The sequence below is a fragment of the Chitinophaga sp. 180180018-3 genome (assembly GCF_037893185.1).
Taxonomy (GTDB): domain Bacteria; phylum Bacteroidota; class Bacteroidia; order Chitinophagales; family Chitinophagaceae; genus Chitinophaga.
Window position 1 is genome coordinate 7,164,673 of the sequence record NZ_CP140772.1, and the last position, 13,632, is coordinate 7,178,304.

Genomic DNA, 13,632 nt, shown 5'->3' on the forward strand with positions numbered 1-13,632 from the left:
ATAGTTTTAATGAATATTTAAATTTAACGACAGATGAAAAAGTTGATTGTAATGGCCGCAGTAGCACTGTTTGGCACACAAGTAGCAAAGGCTCAGTTTTCGAAAGGCGATGTTATTTTAGGTGGTAATCTGAATGTTCACTCCCGTTCAGATAAAGAAAAGGATGCAGATCAGAAAAAAACTTCCACTTCCTTTGGCATTAGCCCTAAAGTTGGTGTTGCCCTGAATCAAAATTGGGTAGTCGGCGTATTTGCCAGCTCTGACTTCGGTTTCGCTAAAGCTTACGACGGAACTAAAACAAAAACTTATACCGTAACTCCAGGTATCTTCGCACGTAACTACCATATGCTGGGTCAGAGCAAGTTTGCTTTCTTCGCAGAAGCTAACGCTGGTTATCACTTTGGTGGTGAAAAAGTAAAAGATGTTAAGACTGCTACCTACAATGGCTTTACAGTAAATGTACTGCCTGGTATCTCTTACTTCGTAACTAAACACTTCATGATTGAAGGTGCTTTTGGTGGTCTGAGCTATAACTATGATCAGAAGAAAACTGAAGCAACAGGAGCTAAAACCAACACCAGCAAATTTGATTTCGATTTCCCGAGCAAATTCATGCTGGGTGTAAACTGGATTTTTTAGTCTTTAGTTAACTATTAGTAATAACAAGAAGACCTTAGCGATTTTAATATCTGCTAAGGTCTTCTTGTTATTGTTAAATACTAATATTGTTTCTTCTGTTGTCCGGGAGCAAATGGTTTGGCCGATTTGGTGCCATATATTTTCTTTTGTTGTCCGGGCGGCAGGTTCTGCGAAGTGCCTTCAACCGGGTAAGTAGTAACACAACTGCTGTAAACAACAGCCATTATCAAAAGCGACAGTAGCAGTTTAATGTTTTGCATGGCAGAATTGATTTAGAGTTTCTATTAAATGCAACGGAGATCACCATATCAATACTATGTGATCTCCGCTGCAATTGTTAAAATGCTAAAAACTAGCTATTCATCGAAATGAGGAATTCTTCGTTATTCTTTGTTCCGCGCATATGTTGCAGCATGAAGTGCATAGATTCATCTGTATTCATATCACCCAGGTGATTACGCAGGATGTGTATACGTTTGAGAGAATCTTTATCCAGCAGCAGATCATCGCGACGGGTAGAGGAAGCAGAAACATCGATGGCCGGGAAAATACGTTTGTTCGCCAGTTTACGATCCAGCACCAGTTCCATGTTACCGGTACCTTTAAATTCTTCAAAGATCACTTCGTCCATTTTAGAACCAGTATCGATCAGCGCAGTAGCAAGGATGGTCAGTGAGCCACCGTGCTCTATTTTACGCGCAGCACCGAAGAACTGTTTAGGTTTCTGCATGGCGTTGGCTTCCACACCACCGCTCAATACTTTACCGGAAGCCGGAGCCACGGTATTGTGGGCCCTTGCCAGACGGGTTATTGAGTCGAGCAGAATCACCACATCATGCCCACATTCTACCAGGCGTTTAGCTTTCTGAAGGGCAATGGCAGATACTTTCACGTGTTTTTCCGCAGGTTCATCGAAAGTAGAAGCAATTACTTCCGCCTTCACGTTACGTTCCATATCGGTTACCTCTTCCGGACGCTCATCTATCAGCACCACCATCAGGTAAATTTCCGGGTGGTTGGTGGCAATAGCGTTAGCCACTTCTTTCAGCAACATGGTTTTACCCACCTTCGGTTGTGCAACGATCAGTCCACGCTGACCTTTACCGATAGGTGTAAACATATCCATAATACGGGTAGAGTAGTTATTGGAAGTAGTAGTCAATCTCAGTTTCTCAAATGGAAACAGTGGTGTCAGATAGTCGAAAGGCACGCGGTCGCGTACTTCTTCGGGTGACTTGTTATTGATTGTTTCTACTTTCAGGAGGGCAAAGTATTTCTCACCTTCTTTAGGCGGACGAACAGAGCCTCTCACCGTATCGCCGGTTTTCAGACCAAAGAGTTTGATTTGGGAAGGCGATACATAAATATCATCAGGAGAACTAAGGTAGTTGTAATCTGAAGAGCGGAGGAAACCATAGCCGTCGGGCATCATTTCCAGCACGCCTTCGCTCACGATCACGCCATCGAATTCTATATTGAAAACCGGTTCTTTCTTGTTACTATTACTAGTGCTTGGAAAGCGATTCTTCTGTGCAGCAGGAGCTACGCTGACTTCAACTTCACTCGGCATTACAAAATCATCTTCTTCCGCTTCATCTTCTGCCGGTGGAATTACCACAACTTCTTCTTCCTCTTCCGGTTCTTCATCTTCTGTGAAGGAAGGGATGATAACATCATCGTCATCATCGAAAGTAAGGGAAGGAATGCTATCCAGATCTATTTCAAAATCTTTGATCTTAGGCTTTGCAGAAGCTGCAGGAGCTGGTTCTGGCTCATGCTCTTTTGTTTTACCGCTTACTTTTTTCGCTGTTTTCTTAGCAGCAGGTTTTTCTTCAGCGGGTGCTGCTTCTTCAGCATGGCTAGGCTCGTCTTTCTTTACAGGTTTGCGTTTGCGTGCTTTCTTTTCGTCTCCGTTGGCTTGGTTATCTTCTGAGGCTAATACTGCTTGTTTATCAAGGATTTTGTAGATAAGGTCCTGTTTGTTCAGTTTTTTTGCGTTGGGAACTTCCAGTTTCTCTGCAATATCAAGCAGCTCAGGAACGAGCATGTCGTTCAGTTGTAAGATGTCGTACATCATCTGTGTTGTCAAATTTTAGAAGTGTTGTGAGGCGGGTACCACTGCATACCAACATACACCAATTACAAATAATTGTTTTTGAGTCAATAAATTTAATTAGCTTATTAAATTTGATAGGGAATGATTGAGTTTAGGAACTGCTGATGAAGATGGAAAATGAACTTAATCAGGCAGAATATACCGCAAGATTAAAACAAGTTTTATTATTATCCAAAAAATTTTAAGTAATCATGCCCCAAAGTCTGCCCGTGTAGCGCACTCCGATAGGCCGGGCAAGAGTGTCAGAAGCACGCTCAAACCGCCATTCCACGCGTCTGAAGGCATTCCGGGGTCACTTTTTAACATTTCCTTTGCATCCCGGGCGTTGAAAAACGCTGACCGTGGGGGTATATACTATGAAGTTTTCCACTTATTTTTGCAATCCTAAAAATTTAATTCATATGAGCCAAAGGGTGAAAGTCAAACAGATCCTGTCGGACGACAGGATGAACTACGAAGTTACAGTTAAGGGTTGGGTGCGTTCTTTCCGCAACAACCAGTTTATAGCTTTGAACGATGGCTCCACCAATAATAATTTACAGATCGTTATCAATCAGGAACAGCTGGATGCCGCGCTGCTGAAGCGTATCACCACCGGCGCCTCTATAAGCGCCACCGGTGAGATCATTCCTTCGCTGGGTAAAGGTCAGCGTGTGGAACTGAAGGTCTCCACCCTGGAGGTGCTGGGCGATTGTGATCCTGAGAAATATCCGCTGCAGCTGAAAAACAAGCCCAGCCTGGAATACCTGCGCGAGATTGCGCACCTGCGCTTCAGAACCAATACCTTTGGCGCCGTTTTCCGCGTGCGTCATGCGCTGGCATTTGCAGTGCACCGCTTCTTTAACGATCGTGGTTTTGTATACCTGCATACCCCTATCATCACTGCATCAGATGCAGAAGGCGCAGGTGAAATGTTCAGGGTAACTACCCTGGATCCTAAAAATCCGCCAGTGACCGAAAGCGGGGATGTAGACTATAAGGAAGATTTCTTCGGAAAGTCTACCAACCTTACTGTTTCCGGACAGCTGGAAGGAGAACTGGGGGCCATGGCATTCGGAGAGATCTATACTTTCGGCCCAACTTTCAGGGCGGAAAACTCTAATACTGCCCGCCACCTGGCTGAATTCTGGATGATAGAGCCGGAAATGGCGTTCTATGAACTGGAAGACAACATGGACCTGGCCGAAGCTTTCATCAAATCTGTGATTGGATACGTGCTGGAAAACAACCGCGATGATCTCGACTTCCTCGCAGCCCGCCTGGTGGAAGAGGAAAAGCAGAAGCCACAGCAGGAACGCAGTGAAATGGGCCTGATAGAAAAGCTGGAGTTTGTGCTTCACAACGAGTTTATGCGCATCACCTACACTGAAGCGATCGATATTCTGAAAAACAGCAAACATAACAAGAATAAGAAGTTCCAGTACCTGATCGAAGACTGGGGCGCCGATCTGCAAAGCGAGCACGAACGCTACCTTGTTGAAAAACACTTTAAGAAACCTGTAATACTGACTGATTATCCCAAAGAAATCAAGTCGTTTTACATGAAGCTTAACAGCGACAATAAAACAGTACGCGCCATGGATATCCTGTTCCCCGGAATAGGTGAGATGGTAGGCGGCTCCCAGCGTGAGGAAGACTACGACAAACTCGTTAACCGCATGAGGGAAATGCATGTACCGGTAGAAGAACTGAGCTGGTACCTGGATACCCGCCGCTTCGGCACCGCCCCGCACTCCGGCTTTGGCCTGGGCTTCGAGCGCCTGATCCTTTTCGTAACCGGTATGACTAATATCCGCGACGTAATTCCATTTCCAAGAACCCCGAAAAACGCAGAGTTCTAAACAGCTATTAGCCATTAGTTATAAAGAGAAAGACCAGAGCGAATAATATTTGCTCTGGTCTTTCTCTTTATAACTAATGGCTAATAGCTTTATGGATTTCTATGTTGGTTGCATCTCTATTCATGAAAGCCACCCAAAGCTGTTTATCACGCTGGTATTCGCGTTACTAACTGCTAAAGGCTAACAGCTATTTTCGTATACCCTAAACCGTTAACTATGGCTGAAATGAACACCGCTCCGGAAGGAGGCAAAAAAAGAGGTACCCGCGGCAATAAAAAATCTACACGTGTAGATATGACACCTATGGTAGATCTGGGATTTTTACTGATCACATTTTTTATGCTCACCACTACCCTCGCCCAGCCCAAAACCATGGATCTGCTGATGCCGAGAGACGACGGAAAACCTATGCCCCTGGCCGCAAAGAAAGCACTGACTGTTATTCTTGGTCCGGATAACCGTATTGCCTGGTACGAGGGAATGGGCGACGATCCGGCAACGCCGCCGGCCGTGCATTACTGCAGCTATGCCAATCAGAAAGGAATCCGTGATGTCATCATCCGAAAAAAAGAAGAAGTACAGGAAGCCTTCCGGAAAAACGACCTGATGGTATTAATCAAAGCAGATAAAAAAGCGAACTACAAGAACATGGTGGATATCATGGATGAAATGCTTATCAACAAGATAGACCGGTACGCTGTGGCAGACATTACTCCCCGGGAAGAAAATTACTTTAACCAGCAGCCAGCGGCGGTCCGTTAACCGTTAGCTGCTGAATTTTTCCCTACCTTTACCGTTCCAAAACAATAATTCACATATGGCAACAACCCACTCTATCCCCTCAGTGGATCTTGCAGATTTCACTTCCGGTGATGCAGGCCGAAAAGCTGCCTTCGTGCAGCAATTAGGGAAGGCTTATGAAGAAGTTGGTTTTGTAGCGGTAAAGAATCATGGGATTCCTGATGAATTGATTGCAGACCTCTACAATTACGTACAACAATTCTTCAAACTACCTTTCACAACAAAGCATACCTACGAGATCCCCGAACTGGCAGGCCAGCGTGGCTACACTTCCTTCGGGAAAGAACATGCAAAAGGCTACGACGCACCAGATCTGAAAGAGTTCTTCCAGTTTGGCCAGACCGTGGAAGATAAAGATCCTATTGCCGTCGAATACCCGGGCAATGTACAGGTAGCTGAAGTACCCGCATTCACGCCTACTTTTTTTAAAGCGTACCGCGGCTTTGAGCAATCAGGCAAATACCTGCTGCAGGCCATCGCCCTGTTCCTGGGACTGGACGAACATTATTTCGATAACAAAGTACACAATGGGAATTCTATTCTGAGAGCGATTCATTATCCTCCTATTACAGAAGAGCCTAAGTCGGCTATCAGAGCGGAACAGCATGAAGATATTAACCTGATCACCCTGCTGGTAGGCGCCTCCGCCGATGGATTGCAGATACTCGACAAACAAAATAACTGGGTACCGGTAACTTCCCTGCCGGAACAGATCGTGGTAAATGTGGGAGACATGTTGCAGCGGTTAACCAACAACCGCCTAAAATCAACTACCCACCGCGTAGTAAATCCACCCCGCGAACTGTGGAATACTTCGCGTTATTCCATTCCGTTTTTCCTCCATCCTCAGTCGGGCATGAAACTGGATTGCCTGGAAAGCTGCGTGACAGCGGAAAATCCACTGGCATATGAACCTATTACTGCCGGCGAATACCTGGATGAGCGCTTACGCGAGATCGGACTGAAAAAATAATATCATAAATAGTAAAGTCCCGGCAAACTAGTGTTTACCGGGACTTTACAAATAATATCCTGCACATAGGCAAGTCATTCCTTAATGGTTTTCAATCTGGTTATTCTTAAAATCCGAGCTTTCCCGACGTTGATGGGCAATTAACCTATCCAGTAATAACAACTGATCACAACGGACAAAAGGCCATAATCGCTATAACTTTTACGGATATTACAAGTATTGTGCCTTTATTATTCCGGTGCCTTAGCAATATTGGCAACACGGTTGTATTTTGTCGGGATATTTGATTACCTTATAGCCGTTGAATCGGGATTTCACTTAAAATAAGCTGTGTTTCTACGTCATATTCCTTTTTTGAGAGCTGTGCTACTACATAGCATCACTGCCTACGGAGGCCCGCAAGGACATCTGGCAATGATGATGAAAACATTTGTACAGCAGCGCAAGGATGTAACAGAGCAGGAGTTGATGGAGTACAATGCCTTTTGCCAATTGTTACCGGGTGCTTCTTCCTCTCAGACCCTTACGCTGATTGGTTATAAACGCGGAGGTGTAGTGCTGGCTGTTATTACCCTCCTGATATGGATTGCGCCTGCCTGCCTGATCATGGGTTCTCTTAGTTTTCTGTTACAGTATTTCGGGAAAACCGCGCTCCATACTGATATTTTCAAGTACGTGCAACCTATGGCAGTGGGTTTCCTGGCCTACGGCGGCATCCGCGCGTTCAAGATAAGTATCAATAGTGTGGCCACTTTCGCCATTATGGTCGTGTCCATGTTTACCGCGTTCTACCTTAAATCGCCGTGGACTTTCCCGGCGTTGATAATTCTGGGCGGAATCGTTTCCAACTTCAGTAATAAAAGAATCCCGGGAAATACGGAGAAACCCAGGAAGATACAGTGGGGCAACATATGGCTTTTTGCCACGATATTCATATTGGCAGGTATCCTGTCGGAAATGGCCCGAACCCATGAATGGATAACCCGGCGCCCGTTCAACCTGTTTGAAAACTTTTACCGTTTCGGCAGCCTGGTATTCGGCGGCGGCGATATCCTGATTGCGATGATGCTGGAACAATATGTGACCCGCGCCAAATCACAGTACCTGACAGCAGAAGAGCTGCTGACCGGAGCGGGTATTATGAGAGCCCTCCCCGGCCCTACCTTCTCTATTTCTGCTTATGTAGGCGGTATGGCCATGCGCAATCTGGGCATGGGATACCAGTTCCTCGGCTGTATACTGGCGCCTGTTGCCATTTTTTTGCCGAGCCTGCTACTGGTACTTTTCTTTTTCCCTATCTGGAATAATCTAAAAAAGTACGTTGTCATTTACCGTGCCCTGGAAGGGATCAATGCCGTAGTGGTAGGGATTATGTGGGCGGCTACCCTTATCCTGTTTTTCGCCATACCCATTACCTGGTACAACCTGCTGATCATGGCCAGCACGCTGGCATTGCTATGCTTCAGTAAACTACCATCCCCCTTTATTGTACTGACGTGCCTATTATTGGGATGGTTGTTATGATACGGTGATATTATACTCCTTAATCTTGTTATACAGCGTGGTAAGCCCGATTCCCATCAGCTCTGCTGCCCTGGTTTTATTGCCTTTGGCATGAGCCAGTACTTTTACGATATGTTGTTTTTCCATATCCGCCAGCTTTAAGGAAGATGAGTGTTCAATACTTCCCTGTTGAAAATCGAACGGCAACACGGGTGTATCCAGTGTATCCGTATCCGTGAGGATGGCTGCCCGTTCTATAATATTGCGCAGTTCCCTGATATTTCCTTTCCAGCTGTGCTGTTGCAGCGCCTGCAGGAAGGCCGGGGTCATGCCGGTGAAGCGTTTATTCATCTTAGGTGCAATCTGCTGCAGGAACCAGTTTGCCAGCACAGGGATATCTTTCCGTCGCTCATTCAGAGAAGGCAGGGATATCTGGAAAGCAGAAAGCCTGTAAAACAGGTCGGCCCGGAAATGGCCATCAGCTATTTCCTGTTCCAGCTGCCGGTTAGTAGCTGCTATTACACGAACATCCGTTTTTGTTGGCCTGGTTTCTCCTACTTTATAGAACTCCTGGGTTTCCAGCACCCGTAGCAGTTTGGCCTGCAGCTCAATGGCCATCTCCCCTATTTCATCGAGGAAAATGGTGCCTCCGCGGGCCTCTTCAAAGAAACCTTTCTTGTCTTTTACCGCACCGGTAAATGCACCGGCCACATGCCCGAACAACTCACTCTCGAGTATTTCCCTGCCGATGGCGCTACAGTTAACGGCAACGAAAGGATGCTGCCGGCGCTGGCTGCCTTCGTGAATCGCATGGGCGAATACCTCCTTCCCGGCGCCTGTTTCTCCCAGGAGCAACACGGTCATATCGGAAGGTGATACTTTCTCCGCCAATGCAATGGCGGCGCGTATTTCAGGAGATTCTCCGAGTATGCTGCTGAAATCATACTTTCCGCCTATTTTCTTTTCCAGATCACGGATACGGAATTGCAGACGGGCTTTGTCCATCGCTTTACTTACCAGCGGCAACACCCGGTTATTATCATCTCCCTTGGTAATATAATCAAATGCCCCGTTCTTGATAGCCTGTACCCCATCGGCGATATTGCCATAGGCAGTGAGTACAATGGTTTCTGTTTCCGGGTATTTTGCACGTATCTGTTGTACCAGCTCTACACCATTACCATCCGGTAGTTTTACATCAGACAGGATTACCTGAATTTCTTCTTTTTCCAGGATCTTCATGGCCGCCCGTACATTGGGCGCCTCGTGCAGCGTATAGCCCTCCAGGGCCAGCAGCCTGCTGAGCAGCTTACGCAGCTGATCTTCGTCGTCGATAATTAAAATATGGCCTTTAGACATAGCCCTGCAAAGATAATAATAGGTCCTATGCCTTGTTGAATTTTATCTGTTGGCAAACGGGTCATCTTTTTATTTCGAGCCAGTTCTTACTCCGCTTACCTTCTTCATAGCGGCTGCTGGCCTTTCTGGCTATGATACCCGGCCACTGCTGTTGGGCGGCCTTTTCAAAAAGTGCCTTGCCATTTTTTTGCGTGTAGGGGGAAAAAAGAAGCGGTTTGCCGGAGTACTGTTCCAGGAGGGCTTCTAATAGCTGCTTACGCTCCAGCAATGGCATCTGTTGCAGGTCGTGCCCATCGAGGTGCAGCAGGTCGAAAATCAGGTACACCGGGTTGTTCTGATCGCGAACGCCATGTTGCTTATCAAGTAAAATAATCTCTCCATCCATCACCACATTGTGCGAAATTTTCTCCACGGCAGCAGCAATAGCCGGAAACTTTTTCAGACAGGATTTTCCGGTTTCATCATACAGGCTAACCTGATGTTCCTGTACCGCAGCTATCGTTCTTTGTCCACCTAAAGCAGCTTCAAAAAGCCAGCCGGGGTCATCGAAGGGAGCTACTGCCTGCGTTGCCAGCATAGGTTTATATCGCTTTTTTATTGCTTGTAAAGGGTCAACATCCGGTTCGTTTGCTAAACCTCTGACGGGTCTGTTCTTCGAAGCTGAGCGGGCTGTTTCTTTTTCTTTCAGTCCGCGTTGTTTCACCGATTCCGGCGTATAGTCTTCACTGTTATATTCCTCAACAGCGTATTTGTCTTTATGCTTGATCAGCAGCCAGGCGTTTGCATCTGCCGTTTTCATCTTTACTACAGCAAACTCCCCTTTCAACTTTTTTCCTTTCAGCACTATTTTCAGATCGCCTTTGTCCAGTTCCTTCAATGCCTCTTTATCAAAATCATCTTTACCCGGGTTCATCAGTTCAAAGGTTCCTTTATCCCAGATATAAACGGTACCCGCCCCGTAGTTGCCGGCAGGAATAGTGCCTTCAAAATCTTTATAATCATATGGATGATCTTCTACGGCCATCGCCAGGCGTTTATCGGCCGGATTCATAGACGGGCCTTTCGGAACGGCCCAGCTCTTCAGCACGCCGTTGATCTCCAGCCTGAAATCGTAATGCAACCGGGTAGCGTGGTGACGCTGCACAACAAATGCATGCGATCCTTTCACCCGTTTGCCTGCAACGGGTTCCGTTGTTTCGCTGAAGTTTCTTTTCTGCTTGTATTTTGCCAGGCTCATGACGCACGTTTTTTAGTGCCGGGCTTACTCAGACTGGCTTTCAGCTGATCAAACAAATCGCTGCTGGTGGTATGTACCACATGCATTTTTTTGATCACCGGTTTCTTTCCGCTGGCTTTGGCTTTGATGATTTTCATCAACTCGGCCTTGTACTCGTCTTTATATTGACTGATATCGAAGTCGGTAGTGTATTGTTTCACCAGTTCCATAGCCATATCCAGCTCTCTTTTTTCTACTTTGATATTAGCAGGAAGCTTCAGGTCATCCGACGAACGGATCTCTTCCTCAAAACGCAATTGCTGTAACAGCAGATAATTTTCCCTGGGTCTGATGACGGCCAGGTGTTCCTGTGTACGCAATACAAAGCGGCTCATACCAGCCTTACCTGCTTTTACAAGCGTTTGCTGCAACAGCGCATAGGCCTTTTCCCCTCCCTTTGCGGGTTCCAGGAAATAAGGCGTTTCAAAATAGATATCGTCGATTTCCCGTTCTTCCACAAACGATTCTATTTCTATGACCTTGCTTTTTTTGGGGCTGGCAGCCTCAAAATCAGTGTCTTCCAATATGATGTATTCATCTTTGTAAAGAAAGCCTTTCACGATCTGTTCCCAGGGCACTTCCTTACCGGTATTTTCATTAATACGCTGATACTTGATATGTGCTCCGTTTTTACCGTCGAGCATGTCCAGATCCAGCCGGCTATCCTGGGTAGCGCTATATAGTTTCACGGGGATATTTACCAACCCGAATCCTATTGATCCTGACCATATTGCACGCATAAATAATGGTTTTAGTTAACAAAAAGTTTACACAAATAGTACCACTATATCTAAACAGCGCGGCATAAGTTTTGGTTTTCCATCAATTAACCAAAACCTTTTTTTATGGAAAAACCAGGAGAAATGACCACATTATTGCGGGTACTGGAGAAACTGCATGAAAAGGGATTTGATCATGAGTTAAAGATGAGCGATCATGGCAGGTTACAGAACCAGGATGCGCAAAAGATCTATAACCCGGAAGATCTTACTATTATCAAAACCTATCGTTTTGAAGGAGAGTCAGATCCTTCAGATGCGTCAGTACTGTATGTGATGGAAGACCGGCAGGGTATCAAAGGCTACGTGCTGGATGCCTACGGCGTTTACAGTTCTCACACAGAGGCCGGTTTCGACGAATTTATTCAAAAGATAAAAGTGGAAGACAGGGAAGAGCAGCTGTTATTCGGCTAGCACGCGAAGAGATTCGAGCAGCACATTTTCATCAGCATACAACCCGCCGTTGGCGGGTTTGCTGTTTTATAACTGCATAAGAAAGCCCCTGCCAATGCAGGGGCTTTCTTATGCAGTTTCTGTTAACAATTATACAAACCCGGCGTTAACCGTGTAAATGCTGAACTAACAGGGCTGTTTTAATGGCCCGCAGGGATATCGAGCAAAGTTCGTTCCATGGCTGCATCAAAGCTGCAGCCTGTCGGAGAAAACATTCGACATATGACGTCTGTAACGGTTAAGCAGAAAGACGAGCTCCTGCATGATTTTTTCCTGCACATAAACAGGATGTAGAATATTCCTCCAATCTGTAGAATATGTTGCGCAGAGAGGACCCTGCACAAAAAACTTATTGCCGGCATTCCTGGTCCTGTATAAAAATTGTACCTTGAAATGCTTTCTCAACATCCGGTATAGCACAGATGCATTTTTCAGTACACAAAAAGATAAGGCTGGGGTTTATCATCGCATTTACCGTCATCGTGGCTGCATCCGTATTTTCTTATATGGTGGCAAAAAACCTGTTGGATAATGCCGGCAGACTTAACCATGCGATAGAAGTATCGAAGCGCCTGGAAGTGATTACCCGGCAACTAAAAGATGCGGAGGCTGCCAGCAGGGGCTTTACCCTTACGGGCGACAGCTCCTTTCTGAATCCCAGTATGCAGGAGCGCAGCAACAAAATAGAACAGGAGTACCTGTTTCTCCGGACCATCACTGCCGATAATCCTGTTCAACAGCGTCACCTGGATACGTTACGGCAGTTACTGGCAGTGAAATACCAGCAACTGGTGAAGGGGAACAAACGATCTGTTAAGTCGGACCAGCAGACGGTAAAAGAAGGCGAAAAGAATATGGATCTTATCGACAATAAGGTGAGGGATATGATACGCATTGAAGAAGGATTGGTACAGGAAAAGTCGGAGCTTTTCCACTTCTTCGCGGTGATGTGGGTACCTATGATCTTTATTTCATCTCTGGTAGCAATTCTTATTGGTATCTATTCCTACATCACGCTCACGAAAGAATTCAGGTTGCAACAGCATATCGAAAACCGGATGAAATCGTACCAGCGCGATCTGCAGCAGAATATCTCACTGCTGAACAAGACTAACCAGGAGCTGGAACAGTTCGCCTATGTGGCTTCTCATGACCTGCAGGAGCCATTACGGAAGATATCTACTTTCAGTGACCGCCTGCAGATGAAATATAAGGATCAGCTTCCTCCGGATGCCACACAACTGATAGACCGTATGGTATCGGCTGTTTCGAGGATGCGGGTATTAATCAATGATTTGCTGATCTTTTCCCGGGCGGGGCGTCTGGCCCCCGAGAGCATTACCCTTGTAGACATGAACAAGTTATTGCAGGAAGTACTCAGCGACCTGGAAGTGCCTCTTGAAGAAAAGAATGCCCTCGTCACATACGATCAGCTGCCGGTTATCGAAGGAAGCGACACCTCATTCCATCAGCTATTCCAGAACCTGCTGGCGAATTCGATAAAGTTTGCGAGCCCCGACCGGCATCTGGAAATATCTATCCATCATCAGGTACTGACGGGGAAAGAATTAGGTATTGTAAAAGAAAACCGGTGGAACGAAGTTTTCTGCCGGATCAGTCTGGATGATAATGGTATTGGTTTTGATCAGACTTATGCCGACCGGATTTTTCTTATTTTCCAGCGACTGCACGGTATCAGCGAATACTCAGGAACCGGGATAGGGCTGGCCATTTGTAAGAAAATCACCGATAGTCACAATGGTTTTATTCAGGCATACAGCGAGCCGGATAAAGGCGCTTCGTTTGTAGTGATCCTGCCATTGAAACAAAAACCCGATATTAATGATCATAAGGCGTGATGTTACTGATATCCGTTCTTATTGCCAAACTAC

General features: G+C 46.0%; 12 protein-coding genes. 7 read left to right on the top strand and 5 right to left on the bottom strand.

Annotated elements, in window-relative coordinates:
* Positions 1–33: 33 nt before the first annotated feature.
* Positions 34–639 carry an outer membrane beta-barrel protein gene (locus tag UNH61_RS28195; protein ID WP_326995345.1) on the top strand — a complete coding sequence of 202 codons (606 nt, stop codon included), beginning with the start codon at positions 34–36 and terminating at the stop codon, positions 637–639.
* 80 nt (positions 640–719) lie between these two features.
* On the opposite strand, the gene UNH61_RS28200 is transcribed toward UNH61_RS28195, so the two are convergent.
* Together UNH61_RS28200 and rho are read right to left on the bottom strand one after the other, a co-directional pair.
* On the bottom strand, positions 720–899 hold the full coding sequence (locus UNH61_RS28200) for a hypothetical protein (RefSeq protein WP_326995346.1): 180 nt from the start codon (positions 897–899) through the stop codon (positions 720–722).
* Between the two features lie 92 nt (positions 900–991).
* Entirely contained in the window at positions 992–2,716 is a 1,725-nt protein-coding gene (rho, locus tag UNH61_RS28205; RefSeq protein WP_326995347.1) for a transcription termination factor Rho, read from the bottom strand.
* Between the two features lie 440 nt (positions 2,717–3,156).
* Here rho and asnS point away from each other — a divergent pair, with 440 nt between their 5' ends.
* From asnS to chrA, 4 genes are all read left to right on the top strand, one after another.
* Complete coding sequence (asnS, locus tag UNH61_RS28210) at positions 3,157–4,596, top strand: asparagine--tRNA ligase (protein WP_326995348.1); 1,440 nt, start codon at positions 3,157–3,159, stop codon at positions 4,594–4,596.
* Positions 4,597–4,812: 216 nt separating this feature from the next.
* Positions 4,813–5,358 (top strand): biopolymer transporter ExbD, encoded by a 546-nt coding sequence (locus UNH61_RS28215; RefSeq protein ID WP_326995349.1) that lies wholly within the window; start codon positions 4,813–4,815, stop codon positions 5,356–5,358.
* A 55-nt stretch (positions 5,359–5,413) separates the two neighbouring features.
* Positions 5,414–6,370: a 2-oxoglutarate and iron-dependent oxygenase domain-containing protein gene (locus UNH61_RS28220; RefSeq protein WP_326995350.1), complete on the top strand. Its 957-nt coding sequence runs from the start codon at positions 5,414–5,416 to the stop codon at positions 6,368–6,370.
* A 363-nt stretch (positions 6,371–6,733) separates the two neighbouring features.
* Positions 6,734–7,894 carry a chromate efflux transporter gene (gene chrA / locus UNH61_RS28225; protein ID WP_326996176.1) on the top strand — a complete coding sequence of 387 codons (1,161 nt, stop codon included), beginning with the start codon at positions 6,734–6,736 and terminating at the stop codon, positions 7,892–7,894.
* Here chrA and UNH61_RS28230 read toward each other — a convergent pair.
* The 3 genes from UNH61_RS28230 to UNH61_RS28240 all read right to left on the bottom strand — a co-directional run bounded on the left by UNH61_RS28230 (position 7,889) and on the right by UNH61_RS28240 (position 11,248).
* Entirely contained in the window at positions 7,889–9,232 is a 1,344-nt protein-coding gene (locus UNH61_RS28230) for a sigma-54 dependent transcriptional regulator (RefSeq protein ID WP_326995351.1), read from the bottom strand. The two genes, chrA and UNH61_RS28230, sit on opposite strands and share 6 nt — an antisense overlap.
* Before the next feature lie 61 nt (positions 9,233–9,293).
* A complete protein-coding gene (locus UNH61_RS28235) occupies positions 9,294–10,469 on the bottom strand; it encodes a DNA polymerase ligase N-terminal domain-containing protein (RefSeq protein WP_326995352.1) in 1,176 nt (391 codons plus the stop codon).
* The gene (locus UNH61_RS28240; protein ID WP_326995353.1) at positions 10,466–11,248 is read right to left on the bottom strand and encodes a Ku protein; all 783 of its coding nucleotides are present in this window, start codon (positions 11,246–11,248) and stop codon (positions 10,466–10,468) included. Before UNH61_RS28240 ends, UNH61_RS28235 begins: the two co-directional genes overlap by 4 nt.
* 105 nt (positions 11,249–11,353) lie before the next feature.
* Between UNH61_RS28240 and UNH61_RS28245 the strand changes: the two genes are divergently transcribed.
* Both UNH61_RS28245 and UNH61_RS28250 read left to right on the top strand, forming a co-directional pair.
* Positions 11,354–11,701, top strand: a complete 348-nt coding sequence (locus tag UNH61_RS28245; RefSeq protein ID WP_326995354.1) for a hypothetical protein — start codon at positions 11,354–11,356, stop codon at positions 11,699–11,701.
* Positions 11,702–12,162: 461 nt separating this feature from the next.
* Positions 12,163–13,599: an ATP-binding protein gene (locus UNH61_RS28250; RefSeq protein ID WP_326995355.1), complete on the top strand. Its 1,437-nt coding sequence runs from the start codon at positions 12,163–12,165 to the stop codon at positions 13,597–13,599.
* Positions 13,600–13,632: the final 33 nt, after the last annotated feature.